Genomic DNA, 19045 nt, shown 5'->3' with positions numbered 1-19045 from the left:
GCTAGATTCTTTCGCTATTAACTTTATGCCAAACTATTGACCTTCTGGGTGCCATCCTAAACAATCGTCCCAGTAATGTCACATTGATATTTATGCGGCGACCTGCCCTTCAGCGTGTGATCCAGTTCCGGTTTTAAACTTTCCGACATACGGTCATTCCGGTTGCCATCTTCCGACGCAGCTCAACAATTTGCTGTGATTCAAGACAAGAAGTTCTGGGAAATCTTTACCATGCGTTCGCATCTGCTCAAGGCTCTACCCTTCGCTCTCGCCGCCTCTTTCGTACAAGCACAATCCTTACCAGAAGCCATGCAGCAGGCGCTGGATGTCCATCCGGAAATCCAGGCAGGGGTCAACAGTCGGCTGGCCGCGGATTATCAGTTAAAGGCTGCAAAAGGTGGATACCTGCCCAAGGTCGATCTGCTGGGCGGTTATGGCCGTGAAGGCACCGACAGCGTGACCACCCGCGCCAATGGTGGCGGCAATCACTGGGAAACCCTGAATCGCAGCGAGTCAAGTTTGCGTCTGTCGCAAATGGTTTTTGACGGTTTTGCGACGTCCAGCGAAGTCGGGCGTCAACAAGCCACCGTCAACTCACGCGCCTATTCCTTGCTCGGCACTTCCGAGCGCACTGCGCTGACTGTGGCCCAAGTTTACCTGGACGTGCTGACCCGTCGCGAATTCGTGCGTCTGGCCGAAGAAAACCTCAAGAGCCACCAGCGTATCTACGACCAGATCCAGCTGCGCACGCAGCGCGGCGTCGGCAGCGGTGCCGACCTCGATCAGGCCGAAGCGCGGATGGCCCAGGCCCGCAACAACCTGATCACCGAGCAGACCAACCTCGCCGACTCGGAAACCAACTTCCTCAGCGCCGTCGGCCAGATGCCCGATCAACTGGAGCGTCCGGCGCCGTTCATGGCGATGATGCCGGCCAACCTGAATGAAGCCCGCCAGCAGATGCTGGAAAACAGCCCGATCCTGCGCTCGGCCGAGTCCGACATCGCTGCTGCCGAAAAGCAGTACGAGACCGCCAAGTCGACCTTCTACCCGCGCTTCGACGCCGAGCTGGGCCGCACTGCCGACAACGACCTCGACGGCCAGAACGGGCACAACAACGAATGGCAGGCCATGTTGCGCATGCGCTTCAACCTGTATTCGGGCGGCAGCAACAAGGCGGATCTGGAATCCAAGTCCTACCTGTCGAACCAGGCGCTGGACATCCGCAACAACGCCCTGCGTCAGTTGAATGAAGAACTGGGCCTGGCCTGGAACGCCCTGAACAACGCCAACGCCCAGGTGCCGATTGCTCAGCAGTACGTTGATCACAGCACTTCGGTGCGCACCGCTTACCAGCGCCAGTTCAGCCTCGGCGAACGCACCCTGCTGGATTTGCTCGACAGTGAAAACGAGTTGTTCACCGCCTCGCGGCGTCTGGCTGAAATCAAAAACATTCAGTTATTTACTCAGTACCGAATCAAGGCGACCATGGGCGAATTGCTCAAGAGCCAGGGAGTGGTCGCACCCTTGGCATCCGTTGTGCAGAACGACGTGAAGCCCAAGGTCCAGCTGCCTGGGATGAATTGAGTTGTCCCTTTTCAACTGCTAAAGAGTGTCGAGCGTGGAATCAGAAGTCAGTCGAGTTCATCTCAGTCATGATCCACGCGCGTTGCACGACGATCCGTTACTGGATGGTCTGCTCGCTCTTTGCATGCTCCACCAGAAACCTGCCAGCGCGGCGATGCTGACCACCGGCCTGCCGCTGCCCAAACAACGCCTGAGTGTCGAGCTGCTGCCCCGTGCGGCGGCGCGCGCCGGGCTGCAAGGGCGGGTGCTGCAGCGCAAGCTCGAAGAAATTCCGGCGATTGCCATGCCGGCGCTGCTGCTGCTCAAGGATGGCCGCAGTGCCGTCTTGCTCGGCTGGCAGGGCGAGAACGAAGCACGGGTGCTGCTCAGCGAAACCGACGGCGGCGAATCCCTGGTCAGCCGCGAGTTGCTGGCCGACGACTACACCGGCAAAGTGTTCTTCGCTCAGCCCCAGCACAAATTCGACGTCAACCACGGCACGCTGATCCCGCGTGCGCGCTCGTGGTTTCGCGACACCCTCAAGCGTTCGCGCTGGCTGTATGCCGATGCGATCGCCGCCAGTTTCCTGATCAACATCATCGCCATGGCCGCGCCGCTGTTCGTGATGAACGTCTACGACCGCGTGGTGCCGAACCAGGCCGAAGCGACCCTGTGGGTGCTCGCGCTGGGCATCACCGGCGCCTACATGTTCGACCTGATCCTCAAGAGTCTGCGCAGCCTGTGCCTGGATCTGGCTGGCAAGAAAACCGACCTGATCATCTCCGCCACGCTGTTCGAACGCATCGTCGGCATGGCCATGAAATACCGCCCGGCACGGGTCGGCAGCTTTGCCCAGAACATCCACGAGTTCCAGAGCCTGCGCGACTTCCTCGCCTCGCTGACCCTGACCAGCCTGATCGACCTGCCGTTCACCCTCCTGATCTTCATTGTCATCGCGATACTCGGCGGGCATCTGGTGTGGATTCCGGTGCTGGCCTTTCCTATTGCGCTGCTGATCGGCTATGCGTTGCAGAAGCCGTTGGTGGCGACCATGGAGCGCACCATGGCGCTGGGCGCCGAGCGTCAGTCGAGCCTGATCGAAACCCTCGCCGGCCTCGACGCGGTGAAGGTCAACAACGCCGAAAGCGAACGCCAGTATCAGTGGGAGCAGACCATCGGCACCCTCAGCCGCCTCGAGTTGCGGGTGAAAATGCTCTCCGGCCTGGCGATGAACATCACCCTGCTGATCCAGCAACTGGCCGGGGTGATCATGATCGTCTTCGGCGTGTACCAGATCATCGCCGGCAACCTGAGCATGGGCGGCCTGATCGCTTGCTACATGCTCAGTGGCCGCGCCCTCAGCCCGCTGGCGTCGCTGTCCGGTCTGTTGACCCGTTACCAGCAGGCACGGGTGACCATGACTTCGGTCGACCAGATGATGGAGTTGCCTCAGGAGCGCAATTTCGAAGAGCGCCCGCTGAGCCGCAAGGTCCTGCAAGGCGCCATCGAATGCCGCCAGCTCAGCTTCACCTACCCGGAACAACAGAACCCGGCGCTGAAGAACATCAACCTGGTAATCCGTCCCGGCGAGAAGATCGGCATCATCGGCCGCAGCGGTTCCGGCAAAAGTTCGCTGGCGAAATTGCTGGTCGGCCTCTATCAGCCGGACGACGGCGCGTTGCTGGTGGACGGTGTCGATATCCGCCAGATCGACGTCAGCGAGCTGCGCTACAACATCGGCTATGTGCCGCAGGATATCCAACTGCTGGCCGGCACCCTGCGCGACAACCTGATTTCCGGCGCCCGTTACGTCGAGGACGAGCTGGTGCTGCAGGCGGCTGAACTGGCGGGTGTCCACGAATTCGCCCGCCTGCACCCGCAGGGCTATGAGCTGCAAGTCGGCGAGCGCGGGCAGAACCTGTCCGGCGGTCAGCGCCAGAACGTCGCCCTGGCCCGGGCGCTGTTGCTCAACCCGCCGATCCTGTTGCTCGACGAACCGACCAGCGCCATGGATAACACCGGCGAAGAACGCCTCAAGCAGCGCCTCGCGGCGGTGGTGGAAAACAAGACCGTGGTCCTGGTGACGCACCGGGCATCGCTGCTGTCGCTGGTCGATCGCCTGCTGGTGGTCGACCGTGGGCAGATCCTCGCCGACGGCCCGAAAGCGGCCGTCATGGAAGCGTTGAAGAAGGGGCAGATCAGTGTTGCTTAAGTCGGGTTTCAAGGATTCGATCCGCCGCTACTTCAAAGGCTCGGCCTCGCTGCAGGGCCAGCCGCTGCCGGAGGTCAACAAGGCCTTGATCGAGGACGCGCCGCGCGTGGTGCGACTGACGATCTGGGCAATCATCGGCTTCTTCGTGTTCCTGATGCTGTGGGCCAACTTCGCCGTCATCGACGAAGTGACCAAGGGTGACGGCAAGGCGATTCCCTCGTCGAAGATCCAGAAAATCCAGAACCTCGAGGGCGGGATCGTCTCCGAACTGTTCGTCAAGGAAGGCCAGATCGTCGAGGCCGGCGCACCGCTGGTACGGCTGGATGACACGCGATTCGCGTCCAACGTCGGCGAAACCGAAGCGGATCGCCTGTCGATGCTGCTGCGGGTCGAGCGCCTGAGCGCCGAGGTCGATGACCGTCCGCTGAATTTCCCCGAGGACGTGCTCAAAGCCGTGCCGGGTCAGGCCAAGAGTGAAGAATCGTTGTACATCAGCCGTCGTCAGCAACTGCACGACGAAATTGGTGGTTTGCAGGAACAACTGATCCAGCGCCAGCAAGAGCTGCGCGAGTTCACCTCAAAGCAGGCGCAGTACCGCCAGCAACTCGGCCTGCAACGCCAGGAAATCAACATGTCCGAGCCGCTGGTGGCCCAGGGCGCGGTGTCGCCGGTGGAAGTGCTGCGACTCAAGCGTGCCGAAGTGGAAACCCGTGGTCAGCTCGACGCTACCACCCTGGCGATCCCGCGCGCTGAATCGGCGATCAAGGAAGTCCAACGCAAGATCGACGAGACCCGCGGCAAATTCCGCAGCGAAGCCCTCACTCAGCTGAACGAGGCGCGCACTGACCTGAACAAGGCCCAGGCCACCGGCAAGGCCCTGGAAGACCGGGTCAGCCGGACGCTCGTCACCTCGCCGGTGCGGGGTATCGTCAACAAGATGCTGGTCAACACCATCGGCGGCGTGATCCAGCCGGGCAGCGACCTGCTGGAAATCGTGCCGCTGGATGACACCCTGCTGGTCGAAGCGAAGATTCGCCCGCAGGACATCGCGTTCCTGCATCCGGGCCAGGAAGCCACGGTGAAATTCACCGCGTATGACTACACCATCTACGGTGGCCTGAAGGCCAAACTGGAACAGATCGGCGCCGACACCATCACCGACGAAGACAAGAAAACCACCTACTACGTGATCAAGCTGCGCACCGAGCGCAGCCATCTCGGCACCGACGAGAAGCCATTGCTGATCATCCCGGGGATGGTGGCGTCGGTGGACATCATCACTGGCAAGAAGACCGTGCTGAGCTATTTGCTCAAGCCGATCATCCGCGCTCGGGCCGAGGCGTTGCACGAGCGGTAAATCTATACGGACGCCTTCGCGGGACTCGCGGAGGCGTCTGTCGGAACAACACATTCCGTCCAGAAGTGACACAAATGGTCACTCACCATCCAGTCCATTCCTAATCAATTGCCATATCGTTATGCGCTAACGGTATTTAATTTCAAATTCTTATAGCTATAAAGTCAGCCTCCTGCGTACCTGCCGACCAATCGGCGCGCCGCACGACACGAACCCACACGCAATCCAGCGTGAGTTTCTGATCGACGCGCGCGCCCTTGAGCGCGCCGTGCGTGGGAGATTGATTGATGTCCGCAGCTACTGCTACCCCAAGCGCCGCGACTGCCGCGCCGCAAACCTTCGAAATCCGCCCGTTCAGCGGTGCCGTCGGCGCCGAAATCATCGGCCTCGACCTGACCCGTCCGGTCAACGATGAAGACTTCGCCCGCATCCACCGCGCGCACCTCGATCACCACGTCGTGGTGTTCCGCGACCAACGCATCACCCCGCAACAGCAGATCGATTTCAGCCGCCGCTTCGGCGTGTTGCAGATCCACGTGCTCAAGCAGTTCCTGCTGGCCAATCACCCGGAAATCCTCATTGTTTCCAACATCGTCGAGAACGGCCAGAACATCGGCCTCGGTGATGCCGGCAAATTCTGGCACTCGGATCTCTCCTATAAAGAGCTGCCGAGCCTCGGCTCGATGCTGCACGCCCAGGAACTGCCATCCGAAGGCGGCGACACCCTGTTCGCCGACATGCACAAGGCCTGGGACAGCCTGCCCGACGCGCTGCGCAAAGCCGTCGAAGGCCGCTCGGCCGCGCATTCCTACACCGCGCGTTACAGCGAAACCAAATTCGAAGGCAACTGGCGCCCAACCCTGACCCCGGAGCAACTGGCTCAGGTCGCCGAGGTTGTGCACCCGGTGGTCCGCACTCATCCGGAAAACGGCCGCAAGGCGTTGTTCGTCAGCGAAGGCTTCACCACCCGCATCGTCGGCCTGCCGGAGGACGAGAGCAAACAGCTGCTCGACGAGCTCTACGCCCACAGCGTGCTGCCGCAGAACATCTATCGCCATCAATGGCAGCCCCACGATCTGGTGTTCTGGGACAACCGCTCGCTGATCCACCTTGCCGCCGGCTGCCCTGCGCACCTGCGCCGCAAGCTGTATCGCACCACCATCCAGGGCGACGCGCCTTTCTGATTTGCCGGAGATCCGAACATGTTCAAACGTCTTCCATTCGCGCCGCTGGCGGCGGCCATCGGCCTCGGTTTCAGCCTGATCGCCGGCAGCCTGGTGGCACCGACCGTGGCCCACGCCGAAGGTGAAATCCGCATCGCCGAACAGTTCGGCATTGTCTATCTGTTGCTCAACGTGGTGCGCGATCAGGGACTGATCGAGAAGTACGGCAAGCAGCAAGGCCTCGACATCAAGGTCGACTGGACCCAGTTGTCCGGCGGCGCGGCCGTCAACGATGCGCTGCTTTCCGGCTCCATCGACATTGCCGGCGCCGGCGTCGGGCCGCTGCTGACGATCTGGGATCGCACCCACGGCAAGCAGAACGTCAAGGCCGTGGCCTCGCTCGGCAACTTCCCGTACTACCTGGTCAGCAACAATCCCAAGGTCAAAACCATCGCTGACTTCACCGAGAAGGACCGCATTGCGGTGCCGGCGGTGGGCGTTTCGGTGCAGTCGCGTTTCCTGCAATACGCGGCGGCCAAGCAGTGGGGCGACAAGGAATTCAATCGCCTCGACAAGTACACCATCGCCGTTCCGCACCCGGATGCCACCGCTGCGCTGATTGCCGGCGGCACCGAGCTGACCGGGCATTTCTCCAACCCGCCGTTCCAGGATCAGGCGCTGGAGAATCCGAACGTACACGTGGTGCTCAATTCCTATGACGTACTCGGCCCGAATTCGCCGACCGTGCTGTTCGCCACCGAGAAATTCCGCAACGAGAACCCGAAAACCTACAAGGCGTTTGTCGAAGCCCTGACCGAAGCCGCGCAATTTGCGCAGAACGATAAAGGCGCGGCGGCGGACACTTACATCCGCGTGACCAAGGCCAGGATCGACCGCGCCGCCTTGCTGAAAATCATCGATAACCCGCAGTTCGAATTCAGCGTCACGCCGAAAAACACCTACCCGCTCGCCGAATTCCTCTACCGCGTCGGCGCGATCAAGAACAAACCCGAATCGTGGAAGGACTATTTCTTCCAGGACGCCAAACCGCTGCAAGGGAGCTGATCGCCATGAACGCCCCATTGCAAGGCCACGCGGCCAGCCACCCGATCGCCACCGCGCAAGCGCTGCTGGCGGTCGATCAGGTCAGCCTCGAATACCGCACGCCGCAGCGCGTTGTGCGTGCTACCCACCAGGTCAGTTTCGAAGTCGATCAACAGGATCGCTTCGTGCTGCTCGGCCCGTCCGGCTGCGGAAAGTCCACGTTGCTCAAAGCCGTCGCCGGGTTCATTGCGCCATGCGAGGGCGAGATCCGTCTGCAGGGCCAGCGCGTCGATGCGCCGGGGCCGGACCGGATCGTGGTGTTTCAGGAGTTTGACCAACTGCCGCCGTGGAAAACCGTCAAACAGAACGTGATGTTTCCGCTGTTGGCCTCGCACACCTTGAAGAAAAAAGAAGCCGAAGAGCGTGCGCTGCACTACCTGGAGAAGGTCGGTCTGGCAGCGTTTGCCGATGCCTATCCGCACACCTTGTCCGGCGGCATGAAAGCGCGGGTGGCGATTGCCCGGGCGCTGGCGATGCAGCCGAAAATCCTGTTGATGGACGAGCCGTTCGCCGCACTGGACGCCCTGACCCGGCGCAAGATGCAGGAGGAGTTGTTGCTGCTTTGGGAGGAGGTGCGCTTCACCTTGTTGTTCGTCACCCACTCGATTGAAGAAGCGCTGGTGGTCGGCAATCGCATCCTGCTGTTGTCGCCGCACCCGGGCCGGGTGAGGGCGCAAGTGCACAGTCATCAATACGATCTGCACAGCCTTGGCGGCGTGGCGTTTCAAGAGTCGGCACGGCGCATTCACCGGTTGCTGTTCGATGCAGGTCAGTCGCCGGAAACCGAGCGCGAACTGGATTTCACTGATGTCCGCATCGCTTATTGAGCCGCCTGGAGGATTGCCCGATGAGCCATTCATCATCCGTACGTCAAGAGTTCGAAAACGATCTGCAACCGCTGACCCGCGTCCCGGTGGAGCGCGAGCTGCCGCTGGGTCAGCGCCTGTGGCAGCAGGGCTGGCTGCGCAAAAGCGTGATCCTGATTTTGCTCGCAGTGCTCTGGGAGGTTGTGGCCCGGGTGCAGAACAACGACCTGCTGTTGCCGAGTTTCTTGCAGACCAGTCACGCGCTGTACGACGGCCTGCTCAGCGGTGAATTGTTGGGCAAAGTGTGGATCTCGCTGGTGGTGCTGCTCAAGGGCTACCTGATCGGCATCGTCCTGGCCTTTGCCCTGACCACGCTGGCGGTTTCGACCCAGGTTGGTCGGGACTTGCTCGGTACGCTGACCTCGATGTTCAACCCGCTGCCGGCGATTGCCCTGTTGCCGCTGGCGTTACTGTGGTTCGGGCTGGGCCAGAACAGCCTGATTTTCGTGCTGGTGCATTCGGTGCTGTGGGCCCTGGCGCTGAACACCTATGCCGGGTTTCTCGGGGTCTCGGAGACCCTGCGCATGGCCGGGCGCAACTACGGCTTGAAGGGCATGCGTTTCGTGCTGTTCATCCTGATTCCGGCGGCGCTGCCATCGATCCTCGCCGGGCTGAAAATCGGCTGGGCTTTCGCCTGGCGTACCCTGATCGCCGCCGAACTGGTGTTCGGCGCCACCAGCGGCAAGGGTGGCCTGGGCTGGTACATCTTCCAGAACCGCAACGAGCTGTACACCGACAAGGTGTTTGCCGGTCTGGCGGTGGTGATCCTCATCGGTTTGCTGGTGGAGAACCTGGTGTTCGACACACTGGAGCGGGTGACGGTGAAGCGCTGGGGGATGCAGCGCTGATTTTCTGATCTGCTAGCATTGCGTGCGAATCAATCCTGATCGGTCACGAGTGCTCAGCATGCAACTCCCGGACATGAACCTGTTGGTCGCCCTCGACGCCTTGCTCGACGAGGGCAGCGTGGTCGGCGCCGCACGGCGGATGAACCTCAGTTCGGCGGCCATGAGCCGCACGCTGACGCGGATTCGCGAAGCCATTGGCGATCCGATTCTGGTGCGTGCCGGTCGCGGTCTGGTGCCGACGCCCAAGGCCCTGGCGCTGCGCGAGCAGGTGCGGGATGTGGTCGAGCAGGCGGCGCTGCTGTTTCGCTCGGCGGATGCCGTGGAACTGGGCACATTGCGCCGGCGCTTCAGTATTCGCGCCAACGATTTTTTCGTCGGCGTGTACGGCGGCAAGCTGTTCGATACCCTCGATCAACAAGCGCCGCACTGCGAACTGCGCTTCGTCCCCGAGGGTGACGGCGACGATGAGGCGCTGCGCGAGGGACGGATTGATCTGAGCGTGAGCAACACCCGGCCGGTGACGCCGGAAGTCAAAGTGCAGAACCTGTTTTCCACCCACTTTGTCGGTCTGGTGCGCGAGGATCATCCGCTGCTGGATGGCGAGATCACCGCCGAGCGCTATGCCGGTTTTTCCCACATCAGCATGTCCCGCCGGGGCATCGCCCGTGGCCCCATCGACACCGCGCTGAATGCCCTGGGCCTGGAACGGCGAGTGGCGGTGATTGCGCCGAGTTTCCATGCGGCGATGTTCGCCCTGCCGGACTCTGACCTGATTCTGCCGGTGCCCAAGGAAGCGTTGCTCAGCGTGCGGCGGCTGGGCTTGAAGCTGCGCTCGTTCAACCTGCCGGTCCCGTTGCCGATGCTGATGCTGACCCAGGCCTGGCACCCGCGTTTTGACAAGGATCCGGCCCACCGCTGGCTGCGCGAAACCCTCAAGACCTGCTGCGACGAGACCTGGCTCGCGGCACAGCCCTGAGGATTGCGTCTGGTGCAACTATAAGCTGCCAACAAGTCAATTTTCGTCATTCGTAAGCCTGACTAAGATGCTCCGGTATTGTTCCCTCCGGAGTTTGCTTGCATGACATCCCTGACGGTCACGACGCCGATCGCCGCTGCCGCTCCGATGGCAGCTGCGCCACCGGTGTTCGGGGCGCGGATCATCATCGGTCTGGTCGGTGTGCTGCTGGCGGTGCTGGTGTCGGGTCTCAACGAGATGGTCACCAAGGTCGCCCTGGCCGATATTCGCGGCGCCCTGAGCATCGGCTACGACGAAGGCACCTGGCTGGTCGCCGGCTACACCGCGACCTCGGTGGCGGCCATGGCGTTCGCGCCGTGGTGCTCGGTGACCTTTTCCCTGCGTCGCTTCACCCTGTGCGCCATCGGCGTGTTCACCCTGCTCGGGGTGCTCTGTCCGTTCGCCCCGAACTACGAAAGCCTGCTGCTGATGCGCATCCTGCAAGGCCTGGCCGGCGGCGCGTTACCGCCGATGTTGATGACCGTTGCGCTGCGATTCCTGCCGGCCAATATCAAACTGTACGGCCTCGCCGGTTACGCCCTGACCGCCACGTTTGGCCCTGGTCTCGGAACGCCGCTGGCCGGGTTGTGGACTGAATACGTCGGCTGGCAGTGGACGTTCTGGCAAATCATCGTGCCGTGCCTGATCGCCATGGCCGCTGTTGCCTATGGCTTGCCGCAGGACCCGCTGCGTCTGGAGCGCCTCAAGTCGTTCAACTGGAAAGGCCTGCTGCTGGGCTTTCCGGCGATCTGCATGCTGGTGATCGGCCTGCTGCAGGGCAATCGCCTGGACTGGTTTGAGTCGAATCTGATCTGCGCTTTGCTCGGCGCCGGTTCGCTGTTGCTGGTGGCGTTTCTGATCAATGAATGGTCGCAGCCGATACCGTTTTTCAAGTTGCAGATGCTCGGCATCCGCAACCTGTCGTTCGCGCTGATGACGTTGGCCGGGGTGCTGGTGGTACTGCTGGCGGTGGTGCTGATTCCATCAAGTTATCTGGCTCAGGTGCAGGGTTACCGGCCGGTACAGACTGCGCCGATCATGCTGATCGCGGCGTTGCCGCAGTTGATCGCGCTGCCGCTGGTGGCCGCGCTGTGCAACCTGCGTTGGGTCGATTGCCGCTGGGTGCTCGGGATCGGTTTGAGCATGCTGACGCTGTCGTGCCTGGGCGGCTCGCAGCTGACCTCGGAATGGATTCGCGACGATTTCTACGTCCTGCAATGGCTGCAGATTTTCGGCCAGCCGATGGCGGTGTTGCCGCTGCTGATGCTGTCGACCGGCAGCATCCAGCCGCAGGACGGGCCATTCGCCTCGGCCTGGTTCAACACCGTGAAAGGCCTGGCGGCGGTGGTTGCCACCGGAGCCATCGAAGCGCTGACCACTTCGCGCCTGCATTTCCACTCGACCATGCTGGTCGATCGCCTCGGCAACTCGCCACTGGCTTCGAGCAATGACCCCGGCCTCGCCCATCGCCTGCACGAACAGGCGGTGGTGCTGACCTCTTCGGATCTTTATCTGTGCATGGCCGGCGTCGCGGTGGCGCTGATCCTGCTGATTTTCTGGCTGCCGACGCGGATTTTTCCGCCGCGCGCGCCGACCTGACTGGAACAGAAGGTTTTTTATGACGACTCAAGCAAAGCAAAAACTCGCGGTGGCCGTGGCTGCTGCACTGGCGGTCGGTGTGCTGGTGTATCTGGCGATGCCCGGCCTGTTCGGCAAACGTACCCAGCAGAACACTAACGATGCGTTCGTTTCTGCCGACTTCACTTTGGTGGTGCCGCGTGTGGCGGGGTTCATCAAAGAGGTGCTGGTGGAAGACAATCAGCAAGTCAAGGCCGGACAGTTGCTGGCGCTGATCGATGACCGCGACCTGCGCGCCGCCGCCGAGGCCGCCGATGCGCAAACCCTGGTCGCCCGCGCTCAATTGCAGAATGCCAAGGCCACGCTGGAGCGCCAGACCTCGGTGATCGCTCAGGCGCAGGCGTCGGTGGTTTCGGCCAAGGCTGAAATGGCCTTCGCCCAGCAGGAATTGAACCGCTACAACCACCTGGCCGGCGTCGGTGCCGGCACCGTGCAGAACGCCCAGCAGGCGCGCACCCGGATCGATCAGGCCTCTGCGCGGCTGGACACGGCTACGGCAAAACTGGCCGCAGAACGCAAACAGGTCGAGATTCTGACGGCGCAGCGCGATGCCGCCGAAGGCAGTTTGAAACACGCACAGGCCGCGCTGGAAATCGCCAGTTTCGAGCTGTCCTACACGCGCATCACCGCGCCTCAGGACGGCATGATCGGCGAGCGCGCCGTGCGGGTCGGCGCCTATGTGACGCCGGGCAGCAAACTGCTGGCGGTGGTGCCGCTGAAGCAGGCCTATGTGGTCGCCAACTTCCAGGAAACCCAGCTCACCGACGTGCAGCCGGGGCAAGACGTGGTTGTGCGGGTCGACAGCCTCGGCGGCGAAGCCCTCACCGGCCGCGTCGAGAGCATTGCCCCGGCCACCGGGGTGACCTTTGCGGCGGTCAAACCGGACAACGCCACCGGCAACTTCACCAAGGTTGTGCAGCGGATTCCGGTAAAGGTCCTGCTGGATCCGGGCCAGCCGCTGGCCGAACGGCTGCGGGTGGGGATGTCGGTGGAGGCGAGCATTGATACCCAGAGCTCGGCGACGTCGATGCGTGAGGTGACGCAGCGATGAAGCGCCTTCAGTCCATGACAGTGGTCCTGAGTCTGTCGGCGTTGGCGGCCTGCACCGTCGGCCCGGACTTTCAGAAGCCCGAAGCCACGCAGATTGCCGAGTGGGCAAAACCCTCGAAAACCGCCGTCAGCCAAGCCGTCAGCGAACCCTTGAACGAGCGCTGGTGGGAAGTCTTTCACGACGCGCAACTCTCGGCGCTGACCCAACGCGCCCTGCGCAGCAACCTCGACCTGCAACTGGCCAGCAGCCGCCTGCAACAAAGCCGCGCCGCCCGCCAGGTGATCAGCGCCGACCGTTACCCGACGACCGCCGCCACCGGCAGCTACGCCCGCAAACGCAACAGCGGCGAAGGGTTGAACGACCCGTCCGGGCACAATGGCGATTCTGCCTTCAATCTGTGGGATGCCGGTTTTTCCGCCTCTTGGGAGCTGGACTTCTGGGGCCGGGTGCGCCGGGAAACCGAAGCCGCCGATGCCAATCTCGAAGTCGCAGAAAACGACCGTCGCGGCGTGCTGTTGGCGGTACTCGCGGACACCGCGCAGAACTACATCCAGCTGCGTGGCGTGCAGAACACCCGCGCAGTGACCGAACAGAACCTCGATGTCGCGCGGCACAGCCTGAAACTTTCACAACTGCGCCTCAACGATGGGGTGGCCACGGATCTCGACGTCGCCGAAGCGGCCGCGCAAGTGGCGGCCATCGAATCGCGGTTGCCAGCACTGGAGCAGCGTCAGGCGCAACTGATCAACGCCATCAGCCTGTTGATGGGCGAACCGCCACAGGCTCTGGCCAAAGCGTTATCCACAGATGCCCCGGTGCCGCAGTCACCGCTGACCGTCGCCATCGGCCTGCCGTCGCAGCTGGCAGAGCGTCGCCCGGACATCCGCCAGGCCGAAGCCCGTCTGCATGCCGCCACCGCCAACATCGGCGTGGCCAAGGGCGATTTCTATCCGCGCATCACCCTGTCCGGCAACCTCGGCTCGCAAGCCATGCAGCTCAGCGATTTCGGTTCCTGGGGCTCTCGCGCTTTCGGCATCGGCCCGCAATTCAGCCTGCCGCTGTTCGACGGCGGCCGCTTGCGCGGCGTGCTGCAACTGCGCGAAGCCCAGCAGCAGGAAGCGGCGATCGGTTATCAACAGACCGTGCTGCGCGCCTGGCACGAAATCGACGACCAGCTGACCGCCTACAACGCCAGCCAGCGCCGCCGCGACAGCCTCGCCGAAGCCGTACGCCAGAACCAGATCGCCCTGCGCACTGCGCAACAGCGATACGTCGAAGGCGTGGTCGACTTCGTCAACGTCCTCACCGTGCAAGGCGCACTGCTCGCCACCCAGGAACAGTGGGTGGAAAGCTCCACCGGCGTTTCACTGGCGATGGTCGGGCTGTACCGGGCGCTGGGTGGGGGATGGGAGTCGGTGTATCCGGTGGGGGAGATGGCGCAGCGTTGATTCTCACACCCGAATGATGGCCTTTCGCTTGACGCTAATCGCCGCTGTCGTAGACTCCGAACATCCGTCAGGGAGTAACGGTTATGCGGCGTTTTCGTGGTTGGGTTGTCGGATTGACCTTTGTAACGTGTGCAGTTCAGGCGCAAACGCCTGCGCCAGACGATCCGCTGCTGGATAACGGCGGGGCTGCGAATGCATCCCCCAGCAGTGAGGCGCGCGGTGTGTTGCGGGCGCGGGATCAGGCGACGCTGGCCAGCGAGCTGTCGGGGCGGATTGTCGAGTTGCCGTTCAGCGAGGGCGAGTCGTTCAAGAAGGGCGACACTCTGGCGCGTTTCGATTGTTCGGCCTATCAGGCCCAGTTGAATGCCGCGCAGGCCGCCAGCCGTGGCGCCAGTGAAGAGCTGGCGCACAACCGGCAACTGGCGGCGCTCAATTCCGTCGGGCGTTTCGAAGTGGCCCGGGCCGAAGCCAAGGTCAGCGAGACCCAGGCGCAATCTCAGGTTTATCAAGTCCAGGTCAAACGCTGCAGCGTGGTCGCGCCCTTCGATGGGCAAGTGGTCGAGCGCAAGGTCAAGCGTTATGAAAGCGTGCCGGCCGGTGCGCCGCTGCTCGACGTGGTCGACAACCGCACCCTGGAAATCCATCTGCTGGTGCCGTCGCGCTGGATGGCGAAGCTCAAACCCGGCCAGACCTTCAGCTTCGTGCCCGATGAAACCGGTCAGCCGATCGATGCCACGGTCAAACGCCTCGGTGCGCGAATCGATGAAGGCAGCCAGACCCTGTTGCTGGTCGCAACACTGCCCGAAGCCAAAGGCTTGCTCGCTGGCATGAGCGGCACCGCGCGTTTTGCGGAGCTTAAGTGAACGCCCCGGTGAGCGGCGCCGCCGAGCAAGTGTTCGCGCGGTTTCTCGATCTCGAACGGCAGACCCGCGCCGCCCAGGACAGTTCGCAACTGGCGTACAGCCTGGTCAATGACGGCCAGTCGCTGTTCGGTTTTCGCCACGCGGCACTGCTGATCGCCGGCAAGGTGCAGGCGGTGACCGGGGTCAGCGCAGTGGAGCCGAATGCGCCGTTCGTGGCGTTCGTCGAACAGGCCGTGGCGCAACTGTTCAAGCAGGATGTGCTGAAACAGGCGCGGGTGATCACGCCGGAAATGGTCGGCGAATCGATTCAGTCCGACTGGCGCAGTCTGTCGGCCATGCAAGTGTTCTGGTTGCCGTTGATTGATCGTCAGGGTCAGGTGTTCGGCGGTTTGTGGCTGGCCCGTGATCTGCCGTGGAATCCGTCCGAACAAGTGCTGCTGTCGCAACTGGGCGACACCTACAGCCACGCCTGGCTGGCATTGCAACCACGCAAGCCGTGGCGGTTGCGCTGGACCCGCAAACGCCAGGTGGCACTGGTTGCCGTGCTGATGCTCGGGCTGTTGATCCCGGTGCGCCAGTCGGTACTGGCGCCTGCCGAAGTGGTACCCCAGGGTGGGCGCGTTGTCGCCGCGCCGCTGGACGGGGTGATCGCCGAGTTCCTGGTCAAGCCCAACCAGAGCGTGAAAACCGGCGACCTGTTGCTGCGTTTCGAAAGCACGACGCTGAAGGCTCAGGCCGATGTCGCCGAGCGTGCGCTCGGGGTCGCCGAAGCGGAACTCAAAGCCAATTCCCAGCGCTCGTTCGTCGACGCCGAATCCAGCTCCCGGGTCGACCTGCTGGCCGCCCGTGCCGAACAGAAACGCGCCGAACGCGATTACGCCCGCGAACTGCTCAACCGCAGCGAAGTGCGCGCCGAGCGTGACGGCATTGCGGTGTTCGCCGATGCCGAGCGTTGGACCGGCAAACCGGTGCAGACCGGCGAACGTCTCATGGAAATCGCCGACCCGAGTCAGGCCGAACTGCGCATTGAACTGGCCGTGGGCGACGCGATCTCGCTGGAACCGGGTGCCGAAGTCGCGCTGTTTCTCGACAGCGATCCGCTGCACCGCCACCTCGCCACTCTTGAGCGTTCGGCCTACGAGGCGCAGCCCACCGCCGGCGGGCAATTGGCCTATCGGCTGGACGCCAATTTCGCCGACGCCCCGCCGCGTATCGGCCTGCGCGGCACCGCCAAAATATTCGGCGATCGCGCGCCGCTGGCCTTGTACCTGCTGCGGCGTCCACTCGCCGGGCTGCGTCAGAGCGTAGGTCTGTAAATGACTCTGCCGAGCCTGCGTGCCGACCTGCAACTGTCGCCCGCGGCGCCGGCGCTGGACGGTTCGCCGCGCTGGACCCTGGCCGACCCGGTGCGCGGACGCTATTTCAAGCTCGGCGCGGCGGCCATGCGCCTGTTGCGCCACTGGTCGCTGGGCGATCCCGAGCAAGTGCTGCGCGCCGCCAACCGCGAACCGGGTTTGCCCCTGGATGGCAACGAGCTGGCGCAACTGCTGGAGTTCCTGCGCGGGCACGATCTGATCAGCGCCCTCGACGAACAGCAGCGCGCCAGTTATCGGCTCAAGGCCCTCGTGCAACGTCAGAGCCTGTGGAAAATCCTGCTGCATCAATACCTGTTCTTCCGCATTCCGCTGTGGCGCCCGGACGCGTTTCTCAATCGGGCATGGCCGTGGCTGGAGCGCTTCGGGCCGAGGGTGTTGCGCTACGGTCTGCCGGCGACGCTGGCGCTCGGGGTGTTTCTGGTGTCACGGGACTGGCAGCGGTTCGTCGGCACCTTTCCGCACCTGTTCAGCCTCGGTGGCGCCATTGCGTTCGGCATCGCGCTGTTCTTCGCCAAGCTCTGTCACGAGTTCGGCCATGCGTTCATGGCCAAGCGCGCCGGGTGTCGGGTGCAGAGCATGGGCGTGGCGTTCATGGTCTTGCTGCCGATGTTCTACACCGATGTCAGCGATGCCTGGCGGGTCAATGATCGACGTGCGCGACTGCTGATCGGTGCCGGCGGTGTGCTGGCGGAGTTGCTGTTGGCGAGCCTGGCGCTGCTGGTCTGGTCGCTCCTGCCGGACGGGCCCGGTCGCACCGCGGCGTTCATGCTCGCCAGTGCGACCTGGATCACCACGCTGGTGGTCAATCTCAACCCGTTCATGCGTTTCGATGGCTACTTTCTGCTCAGCGACTTCTGGGAAGTCGACAACTTGCAGGGCCGGGCCTTTGCTCTGTGTCGCTGGCGGCTGCGGGAATTTCTGTTCGGTTATGGCGCGCCGGCGCCGGAGCCTTGGTCGCCGACGATGCAGCGGCGTTTGCTGATCTGGGGGTATGGCTCGTGGTTATGGCGTGCGGCGTTGTTTTTCGGGATCGCACTGGCGGTCTATCACCTGTTCTTCAAGGTGTTGGGGATCTTCCTGATGCTGGTGGAACTGGTGTGGTTCATTTTTCTGCCGATCATGAGTGAGTGGCGCCAGTGGTGGAGCCGCCGCGAACAGGCTCACGGCCCCCGCGTATTACTCAGCAGCCTGGCGGTACTCGGCCTGTTGCTGGTGCTGATCGTGCCGTGGCGCAGCTCGGTCGAGTTGCCGACGATGCTCGAGGGCGGTCGCGCCAGCGCCTTGCACGCACCGACGGCGGCGCGGGTCAAAGCCGTGAAGGTCGCGGATGGTCAGACCGTGGCTCAGGGCGACGTGCTGATCGAACTGGAATCGCCGGACCTCGATTCGCGGCAGGCCATCGTCCGCCGGGAAATCCGCATCCAGCAATTGCTGATGCGCCGTCAGGCCGGCCGTAGTGAAACCGCTGCCGACGCCGGCATCGTCGAGCAGCGCCTCGCCGAGGCGGTGGCGGAATATCGTGGCCTGACCGCCCAGCGCGAACGCCTGCAGTTACGCGCCCCCCATGCCGGCACCGTGCGTGACCTGCTGCCGAACCTGACGCCGGGCCGCTGGCTGTCGAGCAAGGATGCACTGGCGCGGGTGGTCGAGGACGGCACACGACTGCGCGGTTATCTGGCGGAAGCCGAACTGTGGCGAGTCAAACCCGGCGCCACCGGGCGGTTTATCGCCGACGACCCGATGCATGCCGCCATCGCGGTGCAACTCAATGAAATCGACACCAACGGTGTGGCCTATGTCGATCAGGAAGCGCTGACGTCCGATCACCACGGCCCGATTGCCGTGCGCCGCGATCAGCAGCAACGGGCGGAACCGGTGCAGGCGCAATACGGCGTGCGTTTGACTACGCTGGATCAGGCAGCGACCCCGGTGCAACCGTTGCGCGGCGTGGTGGTGTTGCAGGGCAGCGGCGAATCGGTGCTCGGCGTGGCCTGGCGCCGGATGGCGGCGCTGGGAGTCAGGGAAAGCGGTTTCTAGGGAGTATGAAGATGACGGACAACCTGGCGGCGGACGGATTGGTGGTGCGGCCTTCGCGGGCGACGGACGGGCCGTTTCTGCACAGCCTTTATCAATCGGCGCGCCCGGATCTGCAATGGATCGACGGCGAACAGGAACAGGTGCAGCAAATCGTTGCCCAGCAGTTTCAGGTGCAGGAGCAGGGCATGGGGGAAAACCATCCGAATGCCATGCACTACATCGTGGAAAAGCTCGGCACGGCCATCGGTGCACTCAGCACTGATTTCGGCGTCAATGAAATTCGCGTGTTGTACCTCGCCTTCATTCCCCAGGCCCGAGGCAAGGGCTACGGACGAACCGTGCTGCAAGGTGTGCAAAAAGCTGCGCAGCAAGTGCGCTGCCCGGTGGCGACGGTGGTCTGGGCCAACAACCCCCATGCGCGCCAACATTACCTGGCGCTGGGGTTTGCCGTGGAGGAGCGCAACCCGGCGGCGGAGCGGCTGGTGTGGTATCCACAGGCTTGAG

Annotated in this window: 15 protein-coding genes; all 15 read left to right on the top strand. The window is 63.1% G+C overall.

What is annotated here, in order from left to right; genetic code table 11:
- Nucleotides 1-231: 231 nt before the first annotated feature.
- The 15 genes from ACKJSM_RS16440 (at nucleotide 232) to ACKJSM_RS16370 (ending at nucleotide 19044) form a co-directional block, all read left to right on the top strand.
- A complete protein-coding gene (locus tag ACKJSM_RS16440) occupies nucleotides 232-1584 on the top strand; it encodes a TolC family outer membrane protein (RefSeq protein WP_085667779.1) in 1353 nt (450 codons plus the stop codon).
- Between the two features lie 34 nt (nucleotides 1585-1618).
- A complete protein-coding gene (locus ACKJSM_RS16435) occupies nucleotides 1619-3775 on the top strand; it encodes a type I secretion system permease/ATPase (protein WP_410238284.1) in 2157 nt (718 codons plus the stop codon).
- Nucleotides 3765-5132: an HlyD family type I secretion periplasmic adaptor subunit gene (locus tag ACKJSM_RS16430; protein WP_236182792.1), complete on the top strand. Its 1368-nt coding sequence runs from the start codon at nucleotides 3765-3767 to the stop codon at nucleotides 5130-5132. Before ACKJSM_RS16435 ends, ACKJSM_RS16430 begins: the two co-directional genes overlap by 11 nt.
- Before the next feature lie 287 nt (nucleotides 5133-5419).
- Nucleotides 5420-6316: a TauD/TfdA dioxygenase family protein gene (locus tag ACKJSM_RS16425; RefSeq protein WP_064382651.1), complete on the top strand. Its 897-nt coding sequence runs from the start codon at nucleotides 5420-5422 to the stop codon at nucleotides 6314-6316.
- Nucleotides 6317-6334: 18 nt separating this feature from the next.
- A complete protein-coding gene (locus tag ACKJSM_RS16420) occupies nucleotides 6335-7360 on the top strand; it encodes an ABC transporter substrate-binding protein (RefSeq protein WP_410238283.1) in 1026 nt (341 codons plus the stop codon).
- A 5-nt stretch (nucleotides 7361-7365) separates the two neighbouring features.
- Nucleotides 7366-8226: an ABC transporter ATP-binding protein gene (locus ACKJSM_RS16415; protein ID WP_410238282.1), complete on the top strand. Its 861-nt coding sequence runs from the start codon at nucleotides 7366-7368 to the stop codon at nucleotides 8224-8226.
- Nucleotides 8227-8246: 20 nt separating this feature from the next.
- A complete protein-coding gene (locus ACKJSM_RS16410; protein ID WP_410238281.1) occupies nucleotides 8247-9113 on the top strand; it encodes an ABC transporter permease in 867 nt (288 codons plus the stop codon).
- A gap of 58 nt (nucleotides 9114-9171) precedes the next feature.
- The gene (locus ACKJSM_RS16405; protein WP_236182796.1) at nucleotides 9172-10089 is read left to right on the top strand and encodes a LysR family transcriptional regulator; all 918 of its coding nucleotides are present in this window, start codon (nucleotides 9172-9174) and stop codon (nucleotides 10087-10089) included.
- 102 nt (nucleotides 10090-10191) lie between these two features.
- Complete coding sequence (locus ACKJSM_RS16400; protein WP_236182797.1) at nucleotides 10192-11727, top strand: MFS transporter; 1536 nt, start codon at nucleotides 10192-10194, stop codon at nucleotides 11725-11727.
- Between the two features lie 19 nt (nucleotides 11728-11746).
- Nucleotides 11747-12817, top strand: coding sequence for an HlyD family secretion protein (locus ACKJSM_RS16395; protein ID WP_236182798.1), 1071 nt, complete (start codon nucleotides 11747-11749; stop codon nucleotides 12815-12817).
- A complete protein-coding gene (locus tag ACKJSM_RS16390) occupies nucleotides 12814-14265 on the top strand; it encodes an efflux transporter outer membrane subunit (RefSeq protein ID WP_236182799.1) in 1452 nt (483 codons plus the stop codon). Before ACKJSM_RS16395 ends, ACKJSM_RS16390 begins: the two co-directional genes overlap by 4 nt.
- 83 nt (nucleotides 14266-14348) lie before the next feature.
- Nucleotides 14349-15128 carry an efflux RND transporter periplasmic adaptor subunit gene (locus tag ACKJSM_RS16385; RefSeq protein ID WP_410238280.1) on the top strand — a complete coding sequence of 260 codons (780 nt, stop codon included), beginning with the start codon at nucleotides 14349-14351 and terminating at the stop codon, nucleotides 15126-15128.
- On the top strand, nucleotides 15125-16444 hold the full coding sequence (locus ACKJSM_RS16380) for an efflux RND transporter periplasmic adaptor subunit (RefSeq protein WP_236182801.1): 1320 nt from the start codon (nucleotides 15125-15127) through the stop codon (nucleotides 16442-16444). Before ACKJSM_RS16385 ends, ACKJSM_RS16380 begins: the two co-directional genes overlap by 4 nt.
- Nucleotides 16445-18541: a biotin/lipoyl-binding protein gene (locus ACKJSM_RS16375; protein WP_410238279.1), complete on the top strand. Its 2097-nt coding sequence runs from the start codon at nucleotides 16445-16447 to the stop codon at nucleotides 18539-18541.
- Between the two features lie 11 nt (nucleotides 18542-18552).
- Nucleotides 18553-19044, top strand: coding sequence for a GNAT family N-acetyltransferase (locus ACKJSM_RS16370; RefSeq protein ID WP_373874358.1), 492 nt, complete (start codon nucleotides 18553-18555; stop codon nucleotides 19042-19044).
- Nucleotide 19045: the final 1 nt, after the last annotated feature.

The organism is Pseudomonas sp. PHC1, from assembly GCF_046487845.1.
GTDB lineage: Bacteria > Pseudomonadota > Gammaproteobacteria > Pseudomonadales > Pseudomonadaceae > Aquipseudomonas > Aquipseudomonas sputi.
The sequence above is the reverse complement of the archived record's forward strand: the minus strand, read 5'-3'. Positions and strand labels throughout refer to the sequence as shown.

What these genes read in the sequence shown, in the direction of transcription:
- ACKJSM_RS16440 (WP_085667779.1), top strand. Translation starts at nt 232, where the DNA reads ATGCGTTCGCATCTGCTCAAGGCTCTACCCTTCGCTCTCGCCGCCTCT.
- ACKJSM_RS16425 (WP_064382651.1), top strand. Translation starts at nt 5,420, where the DNA reads ATGTCCGCAGCTACTGCTACCCCAAGCGCCGCGACTGCCGCGCCGCAA.
- ACKJSM_RS16420 (WP_410238283.1), top strand. Translation starts at nt 6,335, where the DNA reads ATGTTCAAACGTCTTCCATTCGCGCCGCTGGCGGCGGCCATCGGCCTC.
- ACKJSM_RS16415 (WP_410238282.1), top strand. Translation starts at nt 7,366, where the DNA reads ATGAACGCCCCATTGCAAGGCCACGCGGCCAGCCACCCGATCGCCACC.
- ACKJSM_RS16410 (WP_410238281.1), top strand. Translation starts at nt 8,247, where the DNA reads ATGAGCCATTCATCATCCGTACGTCAAGAGTTCGAAAACGATCTGCAA.
- ACKJSM_RS16405 (WP_236182796.1), top strand. Translation starts at nt 9,172, where the DNA reads ATGCAACTCCCGGACATGAACCTGTTGGTCGCCCTCGACGCCTTGCTC.
- ACKJSM_RS16400 (WP_236182797.1), top strand. Translation starts at nt 10,192, where the DNA reads ATGACATCCCTGACGGTCACGACGCCGATCGCCGCTGCCGCTCCGATG.
- ACKJSM_RS16395 (WP_236182798.1), top strand. Translation starts at nt 11,747, where the DNA reads ATGACGACTCAAGCAAAGCAAAAACTCGCGGTGGCCGTGGCTGCTGCA.
- ACKJSM_RS16390 (WP_236182799.1), top strand. Translation starts at nt 12,814, where the DNA reads ATGAAGCGCCTTCAGTCCATGACAGTGGTCCTGAGTCTGTCGGCGTTG.
- ACKJSM_RS16385 (WP_410238280.1), top strand. Translation starts at nt 14,349, where the DNA reads ATGCGGCGTTTTCGTGGTTGGGTTGTCGGATTGACCTTTGTAACGTGT.
- ACKJSM_RS16375 (WP_410238279.1), top strand. Translation starts at nt 16,445, where the DNA reads ATGACTCTGCCGAGCCTGCGTGCCGACCTGCAACTGTCGCCCGCGGCG.
- ACKJSM_RS16370 (WP_373874358.1), top strand. Translation starts at nt 18,553, where the DNA reads ATGACGGACAACCTGGCGGCGGACGGATTGGTGGTGCGGCCTTCGCGG.